This is a genomic window from Mogibacterium sp. CM50 (assembly GCF_000293155.1).
Taxonomy (GTDB): Bacteria; Bacillota; Clostridia; order Peptostreptococcales; family Anaerovoracaceae; genus Mogibacterium; species Mogibacterium timidum.
On sequence record NZ_ALNL01000044.1, the window covers coordinates 97,509 to 110,741 of the forward strand.

Annotated in this window: 12 protein-coding genes; all 12 read right to left on the reverse strand. The window is 45.4% G+C overall.

What is annotated here, in order from left to right:
- Positions 1-52: 52 nt before the first annotated feature.
- The gene (locus HMPREF1152_RS07845) at positions 53-1,285 is read right to left on the reverse strand and encodes a peptidase U32 family protein (protein ID WP_009644828.1); all 1,233 of its coding nucleotides are present in this window, start codon (positions 1,283-1,285) and stop codon (positions 53-55) included.
- Positions 1,278-1,940: an O-methyltransferase gene (locus HMPREF1152_RS07850; protein WP_009644784.1), complete on the reverse strand. Its 663-nt coding sequence runs from the start codon at positions 1,938-1,940 to the stop codon at positions 1,278-1,280. Before HMPREF1152_RS07850 ends, HMPREF1152_RS07845 begins: the two co-directional genes overlap by 8 nt.
- Entirely contained in the window at positions 1,940-2,980 is a 1,041-nt protein-coding gene (mltG, locus tag HMPREF1152_RS07855) for an endolytic transglycosylase MltG (protein ID WP_009644640.1), read from the reverse strand. Before mltG ends, HMPREF1152_RS07850 begins: the two co-directional genes overlap by 1 nt.
- 116 nt (positions 2,981-3,096) lie before the next feature.
- Positions 3,097-3,660 carry an elongation factor P gene (efp, locus tag HMPREF1152_RS07860; RefSeq protein WP_009644688.1) on the reverse strand — a complete coding sequence of 188 codons (564 nt, stop codon included), beginning with the start codon at positions 3,658-3,660 and terminating at the stop codon, positions 3,097-3,099.
- Between the two features lie 95 nt (positions 3,661-3,755).
- On the reverse strand, positions 3,756-4,088 hold the full coding sequence (locus HMPREF1152_RS07865; protein ID WP_009644756.1) for a YlbF family regulator: 333 nt from the start codon (positions 4,086-4,088) through the stop codon (positions 3,756-3,758).
- Positions 4,089-4,123: 35 nt separating this feature from the next.
- A complete protein-coding gene (locus tag HMPREF1152_RS07870) occupies positions 4,124-6,145 on the reverse strand; it encodes a ribonuclease J (RefSeq protein WP_330368136.1) in 2,022 nt (673 codons plus the stop codon).
- A gap of 26 nt (positions 6,146-6,171) precedes the next feature.
- Complete coding sequence (gene leuS, locus HMPREF1152_RS07875) at positions 6,172-8,652, reverse strand: leucine--tRNA ligase (RefSeq protein ID WP_009644682.1); 2,481 nt, start codon at positions 8,650-8,652, stop codon at positions 6,172-6,174.
- Positions 8,642-9,016: a ribosome silencing factor gene (gene rsfS, locus HMPREF1152_RS07880; protein ID WP_009644613.1), complete on the reverse strand. Its 375-nt coding sequence runs from the start codon at positions 9,014-9,016 to the stop codon at positions 8,642-8,644. The genes leuS and rsfS overlap by 11 nt, the downstream gene beginning before the upstream one ends.
- Positions 9,013-9,606: a bis(5'-nucleosyl)-tetraphosphatase (symmetrical) YqeK gene (gene yqeK, locus HMPREF1152_RS07885; RefSeq protein WP_050992657.1), complete on the reverse strand. Its 594-nt coding sequence runs from the start codon at positions 9,604-9,606 to the stop codon at positions 9,013-9,015. Before yqeK ends, rsfS begins: the two co-directional genes overlap by 4 nt.
- On the reverse strand, positions 9,581-10,183 hold the full coding sequence (nadD, locus tag HMPREF1152_RS07890) for a nicotinate-nucleotide adenylyltransferase (protein WP_009644722.1): 603 nt from the start codon (positions 10,181-10,183) through the stop codon (positions 9,581-9,583). Before nadD ends, yqeK begins: the two co-directional genes overlap by 26 nt.
- Before the next feature lie 10 nt (positions 10,184-10,193).
- Positions 10,194-11,969, reverse strand: a complete 1,776-nt coding sequence (aspS, locus tag HMPREF1152_RS07895; RefSeq protein ID WP_009644781.1) for an aspartate--tRNA ligase — start codon at positions 11,967-11,969, stop codon at positions 10,194-10,196.
- A complete protein-coding gene (gene hisS / locus HMPREF1152_RS07900; protein WP_009644604.1) occupies positions 11,969-13,222 on the reverse strand; it encodes a histidine--tRNA ligase in 1,254 nt (417 codons plus the stop codon). Before hisS ends, aspS begins: the two co-directional genes overlap by 1 nt.
- Between the last annotated feature and the right edge of the window lie 11 nt (positions 13,223-13,233).

Consider the following 13,233-nt stretch of genomic DNA (forward strand, 5'->3'; position numbering starts at 1 on the left):
CTTCTCATGCCAACAAAAACTTTACACTAACTACCGGTAATTTACCGATACACTATTTTTTCTTTCTGAGAATAAACTCGGCCGGATAGGTCTTGCTAAGCTTTACCTTGACTGTCTGCTGTGGATGAGGTGCAGCTCCGATGGGCTTGTCGTCCTCATCGTACATCTCGCGTACAATCTCATCAGTGTACTCTGTGCGAGGTCCAAAGACTTCGATCTCATCTCCCACACAGAACTTGTTGCGCTGCTCAACGACAGTAAGGCCGGTGTCCGTTTCGCATTCCTTGACCACTCCGATAAATGAATACTCCCTTGTGTAGTCGCTGCTTACGTAATTCTGTGCGGAGCTATCCGGCTTGGAATAATAGAAGCCATGATAGAAGTCACGGTGACTGGCCTTGCATAGTTCATCAAACCACTTCTCCTGGAACTCGTAGTGCTCCGGATCCTCCATATACGCATCAAGTGCAGCCCTGTACGCAGAAACGACAGTAGCAACGTAGAAGGAGCTCTTCATTCGACCTTCAATCTTGAGTGAGTATATGCCTGCCTCAATAAGGTCAGGAAGCTTGTCCAACATGCATAGGTCTCTGGAGTTCATGATATAGCTGCCGCGCTCGTCCTCCTCAACCGGGTAGTATTCACCAGGTCTCTTCTCTTCAACTAGAGAGTATTGCCAGCGACAAGGATGTGTGCACGCACCGCGATTAGCATCTCGTCCAACCATAAAGTTGCTAAGCAGACATCGTCCGGAATATGACATACACATTGCGCCGTGAACAAAGGCTTCAATTTCAGTCTCGGGAGGGAGTATTTCCTTCATTTGACGAAGCTCCTCGAGGTTCATCTCTCTGGCAGCTACGATACGACTAGCTCCCATCTGCTGCACCCAAAAGGCTGCAGTCATGTAGTTGGTCGTATTTGCCTGAGTGCTGATGTGAATTTCAGCGTCAGGTATAATCCCCTTGACGATAGTCATAACTCCCGGATCGGAAATCAGAAAAGCGTCGATAGGAATATTCTTTATCTTTTCAAGGTACGATTTGAGAGGTGCGATGTCCTCGTTATGAGGATAGATATTGATGGTCATGTATCCTCTTGCCTCATGCTTGTGGATAAAGTCCATAGCCTCTCTGATTTCATCTATAGACAAGTTACCCGCTCCGGCGCGCAGACTGAACAGCTCTCCGCCGAAATAAACGGCGTCAGCACCATAGATAATGGCGGTTTTAAGCTTTTCGAGATCTCCCGCAGGAGCAAGTAGTTCGATTTTCTTCTTAGTCATCTAATTTAACTATTGAAAGACCATCACCGCAGCTCAGTAACGATATGGTCAAGTCCTTTCTTCCGTTTAAATACTCCAAAAATTCTTTCATTCTCTTGACACTTGTCCGGTGTCTGTGTCCCGGATCGACAGTTGAACCTGTCAGATATCCGTGGATAAGCATGTTGTCGCATACAATGCTGGCACCGGGTCGAGCAAGCTTCTCCGCTCTGTCAAAGAATTCCCTATAATGGCTCTTTGCAGCATCGATGAATATAAGGTCAAAGTCTGAGTCTCGGCTATTATCACCAATTATAGAATCAAGAATGTCGTTGGCATCTCCGAATCTTACATTTATTCTGTCGCTCAGCTTCATAGCTTCAATATTCGAAACTGCGTTTCTATACATGTGCGGGGCTCTCTCTATCGTTGTTACGTGAGAGTCCTCACATGCTGTTGCAAAATAACACGCTGAATAACCATATGCTGTTCCTATTTCAAGGATGTCTTTAGGTTTGGTTATCTTAAGAAATGTGTTTAAATAGCTTTCAGTCTCGCGCAGGATGAGCGGCACGTTATCATCCTCACATTTCTGCCTTAACCTAGCTAATTCACCATTGATCGGAGAATAGAATGAGTCTAAGAATTCAATGATTCGTTTATCGGTTATGCTCATTATTTGTTCTTCTCCGCTAATGCCTTTGAATATGCGTCCTTATCTTTGAGGAACTGGTTGTAATCCTTGCTGAAGTTATGTGTACCGTCCAGCTTCTCACTTACAACGTAGTACAGAAAATCTGTATCTTCGGGATACAGCGCTGCCTTGATGGACTCTTTGCCGGGTGAGCAGATCGGCCCCGGAGGCAGTCCCTTATTGGTGTATGTGTTGAATGGAGAATCAATCTTAGTATCATCAATTGACAGATTCTCCTTTGTTTTCCCAAGTGCGTACTGAATAGTGGCGTCAATCTGCAGAGGCATGCCGGCTTTGATTCTGTTGTAGATAACGCTTGCGATTTTTGCTCTATCTCCGTCATACTGTGACTCTCTCTCTATAAGAGAAGCTATGATGATAATCTGATTTTCCGTAAGGTTGAGTTCCTTGGCACGCTCCCTGTATTTCTTGGTAAATACCTTGTCATACTGATTGAGCATTGTTGTGATAATCTGCGTTTCATCTGCATCCAAGTCCACAGCGTAGGTATCCGGGAACAGATAGCCTTCAAGGTGGTTATCACCTGACTGGGCTCCCTTCAGGAAGCTAAACTTGCTGAAATCCCCATGTCTTGCTACATCGAGGAATTTGTCCTTATTGACAATGCCTTCCTTGTCAAGCTTCTTTGCTGTCTGTTCGAGCGTATAACCTTCAGGAATCGTGAAATTCTTAGTGCTGGATACCCCTTTTGAAATTGTCTGCGCTATATCACTAGATCTCATGCTGGGAGAAACAGAGAAGCTTCCAGCCTTATACTTACCGTCGTATCTCCACAGCTTGGATACAAGCTTGTATTTAGACACACTGCTTATAACACCCTTCTTGTGCAGTGCGCGTGCGATATCGTCTGTCGAAGATCCTGCTTCAATCTTGACGATTACGAAAGTGTTATCGTTTCTATCCTTTGGTCTGTTTATGATTAGAAGCGTAGCACTTAAAGCGATTAGGATGAGCAATATCACAATAAGAATGGTCAAAGCTTTCTTTGCTGATTTCTTCATATTTCCTCCCACAACTAGGAATAATGTTAGCCAATATCGATACCGAATCAAGATCAGCTAACAATTACCTAAACGTCTATTCAATAATTAATAGTTGTAATACCAATGAGCTTGGATTACTTGGATCTGCCGAGGTACTCTCCACCATCTCTGGTGTCAATCTGAATCATCTCTCCCTCTTCGATAAAGATAGGGACCTGAATAACAGCCCCGGTTTCAACCGTAGCAGCCTTTGTTACGTTGGTAGCCGTATCGCCCTTAACTCCCGGCTCAGTCTCGATGACCTTAAGGTCTACGAAGTTCGGAGCTTCAACCGCAAATGCATTTCCCTGGTAGAACTTGATTGTAGCAGTGTCATTCTCTCTGATGAACTTGACAGCATCCTCAACTAGATCAGCGCTTAGAGGAACCTGATCAAAAGTCTCCTGATCCATGAAGTAGTAGAGCTCTCCATCGTTGTAGAGGTACTGCATAGTCTTAGTCTCGATATGAGCCTTAGGGAACTTATCGTTAGGGTTGAAGGCCTCTTCTCTTGTCGCTCCTGTAAGGATGTTTCTATACTTAGTTCTTACGAAAGCTGCACCCTTTCCCGGCTTAACGTGCTGAAAGTCGAGTACAACATGCGGCTCGCCGTTCATCTCAAAAGTTACGCCTTTTCTGAAATCTCCTGCACTGATCATATTTAATCTCTCTTTCTTTAAATATCACAATTTATATTAAATCATCAATCTAATGTATATGTTACCTTATATACTTACAGATGTTCAAATCAAATTTAAATATTGACTTTGACAACATCCGAAAGGATCTCATATACGTCCTTCATCATTATAGCAAATCTCGCTTCGGCTTGCATGTATTCGGCCGCTTTCGGGTTAGATGCCATCATTGCATATAATGACTGCATTTGAGCAACGGCTTCCTGTCCAACCTCTTCCCCTTTAAGCTGCTTAGTCTGGATTTCAATCTGACGCTTTTCGATATCCTTTATCATCCGGCTTAGATTAGCATCCTGTTCGAGCTCCTTGCGAAGTCTCTCGAAATCTATATACTCGTTACTCGCTTTTATTGCAGCTGCAAGATCATGTGCGCTTGCATATACGTTCATGTAATAACCTCCTGCATACTTGATTGTTTATAATGTTAAATATTCATAATTATAGGCAGAATCACAGGACTTCTCCGAGTTTTTTTGTATATGAAGCCTCTCATGTCATCCTTGATAATACCCTTCAAAGCGTTATAATCTTCTGAACCGGAACTATTCCATTTTTCAATTGAATCGTAAACGGTATCAGTAGCTTCATTGATAAGCGGCATGTTTTCCTTTACATAGATAAATCCGCGAGTAATCAGCTCCGGCCGAGCTGCCAGCAGTCCGGAATTGCTGTCTATCGATACGGCAATTACGATTAATCCTGATTCAGATAGCTGTTTGCGGTCTCTCAGTACAACGTTGCCAACGTCGCCTACTCCGTAACCATCGACAAGAACATCCTCTGCGGATGCTTGAGATGGCTCTATCTTGGCTTGCTTGCCGGTAATTCTCAGCGCATCTCCGTTGTTCATTACGAAGATGTTGCCTCTATCCATGCCCAAGGACTCGGCTAGATGAGCATGTTCTCTCAAATGACGATATTCACCGTGTGCCGGAATGAAAAAGCGCGGTCTGACCAACGAGTGGATTAACTTAAGCTCTTCCTTGCACGCGTGACCTGAGACGTGTATATCGACAAAGTCGGACAGAAAAACATTAACTTTTTTCTCGTAAAGCTTGTTGACGATATTGGTCACTGCCTTTGCATTGCCGGGAATTGGTGACGATGAGAATACGACAGTGTCCCCGCTCTTGAGCTTAACCGCCCTATGAGCATCGTTTGCCATTCTTGTCAACGCCGACATAGGCTCTCCCTGGCTTCCGGTGGTGATAATCGTAATGTTCGCATCCGGAATATTTCCAATCTTACGGATATCTACAAACGCTGATTCCGGAAGGTCGAGATATCCCAGTTCCCGAGCAAGCGTCGAAACATTTTCCATAGAACGTCCTGAAATTGCAATTTTTCTACCATACTTGATGGAAGCCTCCATGAAGTATTTGATGCGATATATGTTGGACGAAAATGTCGCTATGATAAGACGCTTATCCGTCTTAGAGAAAATCTCGTTCATCGAATCAACAACAACTCTCTCTGACGGAGTATATCCCGGTCTGAGTACATTAGTGCTATCGCACATCAGCACGTCAACACCTTCTTGTCCGAGTTGTGCGAACTTAGCCAGGTCGATGCGTTTTCCGTCGAGCGGCGAATAATCAATCTTGAAGTCTCCAGTGTGCACGAGGTGACCTGCCGGGCATTTGATCGAATAGGCCATCGCATCCGCAATACTGTGATTAGTGTGGATAGCCTCTATTCTAAATGCACCCACATTGAATACAGCACCAGCGTCAATAACGTGCTCATCCATGCTTAGGCCATGCTCTTTGAGCTTATTTCTGATCAACCCCATCGCAAGAGGCGGAGCGTATACAGGTATATTGATCTCCTTTAGAAGAAACGGTACACCTCCGATGTGATCCTCGTGCCCGTGTGTGATAATAAGACCTCGGATTTTTTCAAGGTTCTCCTTGAGGTATGTGAAGTCAGGTATTACGACGTCGATACCAAACATCTCATCCTCCGGGAAAGAGAAGCCGCAATCGATAATCAGTATGTCATCCTTGTACTCAACAAGCGTAATATTCTTGCCTATCTCCTTGAGCCCGCCTAAAGGCATGATCCGCATAGTTTCAAGCGGTGTCTTTGAGCGTCTGCCGTTGTTATATTTTCTGTTATTCTGAGCTTTCCGATTGTACCCGGAACTTTGAATACCTCTGGCATTGTTGCTTTTATTTGAATTGTTCTTGTGGTTATTATTGCTGTTTCGTTTTTTGCGAGTCTCGTTATTGCCGGTAGAACGGTCACTCGATGATTTGCTCAATAGTGACCTCATGCTCTTTGCTCTGGAACGAGAATTATCACTGACCGCGAAGCTGCCGCTTCGCGCCGAAGCAGCTCCTCCGGCACTATTTTTAACAACCTTTCTTTTATCAGTCCCTGCTGATTTTAACTTGTCATCGTTCTGGAACTTTTTATTATTATTTTTATTATTATCTATTCTCATATGTGTCATCTATGTGTCATCAGAGCTTATTTAACAACGAAGTTAACAAGTTTGCCAGGAATTATAATGGCCTTAACAATACTTAGCTCACCAACAACCTCCTTCACCTTATCACTGCTTCTAGCTGCTTTCTCAAGCTCCTCATTAGAAGCGTCCTTGGACATGGTCAGCTTGTCCTTAAGTTTGCCGTTAATTTGTACGATAATCTCAACCTCGTCAAGTACGAGAGCTGATTCATCAAACTCAGGCCAAGCAGCTTCGAACACACGAGATTCTTCCCCGAGCTCTGACCACAGCTCTTCGCAGATGTGCGGCGTGAATGGGCTCAAAACGAGTATCATGCTCTTGACAGCTCTGTCGAGAAGCGGCATGTTCACGGTGTCAAGCTGCTTGTATTTGTATAGCTCATTTACAAGCTCCATGATTGAGCTTATAGCTGTATTAAAGCTGAATCTTCCACCAACGTCCTCAGAGACCTTCTTGATAGTCTTGTTGAGCTGATAGTTGAGAGCTCTGTCCTCAGAGGTGGATACAACCAGTTCGCCGGTTGCGGAGTCGGCGTCTCTGATATCGGTTACATATTCGTACACAAGTCTGTAAACTCTGTTGAGGAATCTGTAGCTGCCCTCAACTCCGGCGTCAGACCAGTCGAGCTCTTTTTCCGGTGGTGCTGCGAAAAGTATAAACAGTCTGGCGGTGTCAGCTCCGTACTTCTTCTGAATCTCTTCGGGGCTTACGACGTTGCCGAGCGACTTACTCATCTTGGCTCCGTCCTTGATAACCATTCCCTGTGTGAGCAGATTCCGGAAAGGCTCTGTTGCGGTAACAAGACCGAGATCTGCAAGTACCTTCTGGAAGAATCTGGCATAGAGCAGGTGCAGGATTGCGTGTTCTACGCCTCCGATATACTGGTCGACGTTCATCCAGTAATCAGCCTTCTGCTTGTCAAACGGCTTCTCGGCATTCTTAGGATCGCAGTATCTCAAGAAGTACCAGGAAGAATCAACAAATGTATCCATTGTGTCGATCTCTCTTCTTGCGGGCTTGCCGCAGCACGGGCAGATTGTCTCTATAAAAGTCTTGCTTGTAGCGATTGGAGATTCTCCCTTACCCGTGAATTCGATATCTGTAGGCAGCTTGACCGGGAGTTTTTTTTCGTTTTCAGGCACCCAGCCACAATCCTCACAGTAAACCATAGGTATTGGGCAGCCCCAGTATCTCTGTCTTGAGATAAGCCAGTCTCTGAGCTTATAGTTAACTGTCTTTTGACCTATTCTCTTATCTTCGATAAGATCAATTATCCTGGGAATCGCCTTGAGGTTATCCATACCGTTGAACTCGCCCGAATTGATAAGCCTTCCCTCCGCAGGAGCAGCAGACTCCAGGTTGTTGAGGTCTACAGCCGGATCCTCGACGTCAACAACCGGTACGATATCGAGTCCAAATTTCCTGGCAAACTCAAAGTCTCTCTGGTCGTGTGCCGGAACGGCCATAACTGCTCCGGTACCATAGTCCATCATGACGTAATCGGAGATGTAGATTGGAATCTTCTTGCCGTTAAACGGATTTACACAGTAATGACCGATAAATACACCCGTTTTCTCCTTGGTTAGCGAAACTCTCTCTATTTCGCTCTTGTGAGTGCACTCATCTATGTAGTCGTTAGTTGCCTGTTCGTACTCAGTTCCCTTTGTCAGCTCAGTTACATATGGATGCTCAGGAGCCATAACCATGAAGGTCACTCCGTATACTGTGTCACATCTGGTTGTAAATACCTCGAGCTCACGGTCCGTTCCGTCTATTGCAAATCTAATCTGGGCACCCGTGGACTTTCCGATCCAATTCTTTTGCATCAGTTTGACCTTGTTAGGCCATCCGTCCAGAGTGTCGAGCTCCTCGAGAAGTCTGTTTGCATAATCCGTAATCTTAAGATACCACTGCGACAGGTGCTTCTTAGTTACAGGCGTGTGACAACGCTCACAGCAGCCTTCGACTACTTGCTCGTTGGCAAGTACTGTCCGGCAGGAAGGACACCAGTTTACAGGATTCTCCTTCTTGTATGCCAACCCTTTTTTCTGGAACTGTATGAACAGCCACTGCATCCAGCGATAATAGTCGTCCTTGCATGTTGCGACCTCTCTGTCCCAGTCATAGCTGAAGCCCAACCCGGCCAGCTGCTTGTGCATCTCAGCGATATTGCTGTCAGTCCAGATAGCCGGATGAATGCCGTTCTTAATAGCTGCGTTTTCAGCCGGCAGTCCGAATGAATCCCATCCCATAGGATGCAGCACATTGTAGCCCTTCATCTTCTTGAATCTGGCTATAGCATCTCCGATTGAGTAGTTGCGCACATGTCCCATGTGTAGCTTACCTGATGGATATGGGAACATCTCAAGCACATAATATTTTTCTTTTGTCTCATCGTCAACAGTCTTGAAGGCATGCTCGTCAGACCACACCTGTTGCCATTTCTTTTCGATTTCTTCAAAGTTATACTTATCTCTCATATATTTCATCCTTTTCTCTTTGCTCTTCTATGTATATAGTTTCGCAGTCGCTCCAAATCTTGTCCAGAGTGTACTTGTCTCTTGTCTCGGCAGTAAATAAATTTATAATGATATCTCCCAGATCGACTAGAACCCAGCCTGAGCCATGTAGACCTTCAACGCTCTTCTCTTCGAGCCCCAACTCAGCAGCCTTATCCTCTGCGAAATCCAGCAGCGCACTCAGTTGCCTTTCAGATCCGGCAGTTGCGTTGATGAAGAAATCTGCGAAGGATGACTTCTCCGCAATGTTAATCACTGTGATATCGCGAGCTTTTTTCTCGGATAAAACCTTGGCAATCTCGATTGCATTATTCTGCATTGTCATATGAACACTTCCTTTCGGTTAATTTTATCAAGTACGAAGCGTTTTGCTTCGTATGTATCTGTATCTATCTTGATGCCTCTTTTTCCAAGCAGCGCAATGCTGTAATCGATAATTTCGAGGCACGCTTTGTCAATGTCGTGTTTTGCAAGCTCTCTTAGCGCGGAAGCTTCAGCATACGTCCTGTTCATTTCAATCGCATCAGCAACGTATACAATTTCTTCAAGCAACGTCATTCCGTAACGGCCGGCGGTGTGCGAGGAAACTGCCATTAGAACATCTTCATCGCAAATATCAAAATCCTGTTTGAGCATTGCTGCTCCGACCTTGGAATGAGCAAGCTCCGGGTTGTTGATATACCGCAGCTCCACGCCGTATTCGCGGATAAGTCGGTTCATCATCTCACATGAATTGCATTTTGCAATATCGTGTACGAGTCCGGCGAATCTGGCCTTTTGCACGTCTGCTCCGTAAATTTCAGCGAGCGTGCCTGCCATTTCTACGACACCTAGCGAATGCGTGTAACGCTTAGGCTTTAAAACCCTTCTCAGATATTCGTCGAGCTCTTTAATCTTTGTATAGTTCGTTTGCAATTATGTATTCCTCGACTTTCTCATCTACCAGTCCCGTGAGAGGGTTCCCCGCTCGGCAAGCCTCTCTTATCGCAGATGATGAGCAATCGATCGGCGGCATATGCAGAATGTGTATTTCGGCACTATACAGTTCTCTGTATTCTCGTATCTTGTTCTTCCCTATCTCGTTTTCTGTACCCGGTCGTAAAGCCGTAATGAGTGGAAACTCACGAAGTATATTTGCCCCTCTGTGCCATTTGTCTATAGCGACCACGGAGTCGTAGCCAAGGATAAAGTATAAGCGAGAGCTATATATCCTGGACAACTCGATCAAGGTCTCGTAGGTATATGAAATTCCTTTCTTCTCAATCTCATACCTCGTAAGCTCAAGCTGAGGATTGCCCTGTATCGCAAGTTCAATCATATTACAGCGATCTGCACCAGATGATATCTTGGCGTCGAGCTTGAACGGAGATACGGCATTGGGCATGAATATGACTTTATCAAGGTACAGCTCATCCACAGCAGTTTCAGCTAATCTGATGTGCGCGAGATGGATGGGATCAAATGTACCGCCAAATATCGCTATCTTGCTCATTTTGTATCTTCTAATTACTATCTTCTTTAACAATTGCAAGCCCCAGCTCTTCTAGCTGAACCTTGTCTGCCTTGCCGGGTGCCCCGGAAACAGGACACTCAGCGTTTGCATTCTTAGGGAATGCTATTACTTCACGGATACTGCTCTCGCCGAGTAGCAGCATTACCATTCTATCGAGTCCGTATGCAAGGCCGGCATGTGGTGGGGCGCCGTATTTGAAAGCTTCAATAAAGAATCCGAATTTCTCCATCCGTTCTTCTTCACCAAGACCAAGAACCTGGAACATTTTGTCTTGCAGCTGTCTATCGTGGATTCTGATTGAACCGCCACCGAGCTCCACTCCGTTGAGTACGATATCGTAAGCATCGGCGTTCAGAGACAGTATATCTCCATCAAGCTTATCGAGTTCATCGAGCTTAGGCTGTGTGAAAGGATGATGCATAGCCTTGAGATTACCATCCTCGTCCTCCTCAAACATCGGAAAATCAACGACCCAAAGGAAGTTGAATTTGTTATCATCGAGTAATCCAAGTTGGCTCGCTATCTTTCTTCTGAGCCAACCTAAAGTATCGAAAACAACCTTCGTTGCCGCGGATACTATAAAGATGATATCGCCGACATTGGATCTACAGCGTTCTCTAACCTTGTCAAGCTCTTCGGTGCTGAGGAATTTGCTAGCGGAAGACGCATACCCGGCTTCCTCCACCTTAATCCAGAGCAAACCCTTCGCTCCGTAGTGCTTGGCTTCTTCTGTGAGCTTATCTATCTTCTTACGTGAGAACTCAGCTGCTCCGCCGGGAACAGAGATGCCACGGATATCTCCGCCTGCAGCGAGAGCATCTCGGAATACCTTAAATTCGCTTCCTTCGAAGATATCATTTAGCTTGTTGAGCTCTATTTCAAATCTAGTGTCAGGTTTATCCGATCCATATCTCTCCATCGCTTCAGCGTATGTAAGTCTAGGAAATGGAGCTTTAAGGTTTACACCCTTGAGTTCCTTCATGACACGCTTTAGGAAGCCTTCCTGCATGGTCATAACATCCTCAGAATCAGCAAATGACATCTCGAGGTCAATCTGCGTGAATTCCGGCTGTCTATCAGCTCGGAGATCCTCATCTCTAAAGCACTTTACTATCTGAAAGTATCTGTCAGCTCCAGAAACCATGAGAAGCTGCTTGAACATCTGAGGAGACTGCGGCAGTGCATAAAACGAACCTTGGTTTACTCTGCTCGGTACAAGGTAGTCCCTAGCGCCCTCAGGTGTAGGCTTGATGAGCATTGGTGTCTCAACCTCGATAAACCCATTCTCGTCAAAATAATCTCTGGCAAGCTTGGTTAGTATGTGGCGAAAGGTGAGATTATGCTGCATTTTGTTCTTGCGCAAATCCAGGTAACGGTATTTTAACCTCAAATTCTCATCTACATTATCGTCATCTCTGATGTAAATCGGCGGAGTATCCGCTTCAGAGTAAATCACTAAGTCGTTTGCAAATACTTCGACATCGCCTGTCGGAAGCTTTGCGTTCCTGGAGGCTCTCGCCTTTACCGCACCGGTAACTCCTATAACGTATTCTGATCGGAGAGACTTGGCTCTTTCCAGCAGGTCTTCGGGTATGTCTTCATTAAAAGTAACCTGAGTAATTCCGGATTTATCTCTAATGTCGACAAATACCAGACTACCGAGACTTCTCGCCTTAGCAACCCAGCCATTTAGGACAACGTCCTTACCTGCGTCCTCCAGTCGTAATTCTCCACACATATGTGTTCTCTTAAGTAATGTAGACATTATTTTGTAATCTCCTTAGTTATATCCTTGCTATTAATTTGCTTCTGCTCTCCGCTCTTCATGTCCTTGAGTGTAACAACGCCGTGCTCAATCTCGTCATCACCAATTACCACTGAATATCCGGCTTTTAATTTGTTGGCGTATTTCATCTGCCCCTTGAGGTTGCGGTTGAGAGTGTCTATAATCGCAGCTACGCCCTGCTGCCTCAGCTCGTGTACCAGACCTAGTGCGTACAGTCTGGCTTTGTCACCTATGAAGGAAACCGCAATATCCGGAGCATTGTTATCCTCAATCAAGGATTCCTTTTGTTCCATCAGGATTATCAATCTTTCCTTACCTAATCCAAATCCAACTCCGGGAATTGAAGGTCCTCCGATTTCTTCGACCAGATGGTCATATCTGCCACCGCCACACACCGTGTCCTGTGCACCAATCCCGGTAGTTACGAACTCAAACGCAGTTTTTGTGTAGTAGTCCAGACCGCGGACAATTCCAGGATCAATCGTATACCTTATGCCCATAGCATCCAGGTTTGACTTGAGCTCCTTAAACGCAGCTCTGCAATCATCGCACAGGTAATCAAGCATGTCAGGTGCAGCCTGGGCGATCTCCTGATCATGTGGATCCTTGCTGTCTATGATACGCATCGGATTAGATTCAAATCTGGTCTTACTTGTTTCGGACAATTCCCCGTAATAAGGTTGCAGGTAATCCTGTAGTGCCTTTCTATATACAGGCCTGCATTCTCTGCAGCCGACGCTGTTGATGCGAAGTTCGATATCCTCAATCCCGACCTTGGTCAGAAAATCCGAAGCAAGAGCTATAACCTCTGCGTCTGCCATCATGTCAGGCGTTCCGAAGCTCTCCACTCCGAACTGATGAAATTCTCTAAGTCTACCGGCCTGAGGTCTCTCATATCTAAAGCACGGAGTGTTGTAATAATACTTAGTAGGCTGCATTTCAGCGTAATCGCGACTTTCGATAAAAGCTCTTACAGCCGGAGATGTTCCTTCCGGTTTCAAGGTTATGCTGCGATGACCCAGATCCTCAAAAGTGTACATTTCCTTCTGAACGATATCTGTTGTCTCGCCCACTCCGCGGTTGAACAGTTCGGTGCTCTCGAACATCGGAGTCCTAACTTCGCCAAAACCGTAGCGGCGGCACAGCTCGGCAAACTCTCTTTCAATGTATTGCACTTTAAACGAGTCCTTCGGCATTGTATCCTTAGTTCCCTTTGGTGCTTTGATAGCCATAATCTCCTCCT

What these genes read in the sequence shown, in the direction of transcription:
- HMPREF1152_RS07845 (WP_009644828.1), bottom strand. Translation starts at nt 1,285, where the DNA reads ATGACTAAGAAGAAAATCGAACTACTTGCTCCTGCGGGAGATCTCGAA.
- HMPREF1152_RS07850 (WP_009644784.1), bottom strand. Translation starts at nt 1,940, where the DNA reads ATGAGCATAACCGATAAACGAATCATTGAATTCTTAGACTCATTCTAT.
- mltG (WP_009644640.1), bottom strand. Translation starts at nt 2,980, where the DNA reads ATGAAGAAATCAGCAAAGAAAGCTTTGACCATTCTTATTGTGATATTG.
- efp (WP_009644688.1), bottom strand. Translation starts at nt 3,660, where the DNA reads ATGATCAGTGCAGGAGATTTCAGAAAAGGCGTAACTTTTGAGATGAAC.
- HMPREF1152_RS07865 (WP_009644756.1), bottom strand. Translation starts at nt 4,088, where the DNA reads ATGAACGTATATGCAAGCGCACATGATCTTGCAGCTGCAATAAAAGCG.
- HMPREF1152_RS07870 (WP_330368136.1), bottom strand. Translation starts at nt 6,145, where the DNA reads ATGAGAATAGATAATAATAAAAATAATAATAAAAAGTTCCAGAACGAT.
- leuS (WP_009644682.1), bottom strand. Translation starts at nt 8,652, where the DNA reads ATGAGAGATAAGTATAACTTTGAAGAAATCGAAAAGAAATGGCAACAG.
- rsfS (WP_009644613.1), bottom strand. Translation starts at nt 9,016, where the DNA reads ATGACAATGCAGAATAATGCAATCGAGATTGCCAAGGTTTTATCCGAG.
- nadD (WP_009644722.1), bottom strand. Translation starts at nt 10,183, where the DNA reads ATGAGCAAGATAGCGATATTTGGCGGTACATTTGATCCCATCCATCTC.
- aspS (WP_009644781.1), bottom strand. Translation starts at nt 11,969, where the DNA reads ATGTCTACATTACTTAAGAGAACACATATGTGTGGAGAATTACGACTG.
- hisS (WP_009644604.1), bottom strand. Translation starts at nt 13,222, where the DNA reads ATGGCTATCAAAGCACCAAAGGGAACTAAGGATACAATGCCGAAGGAC.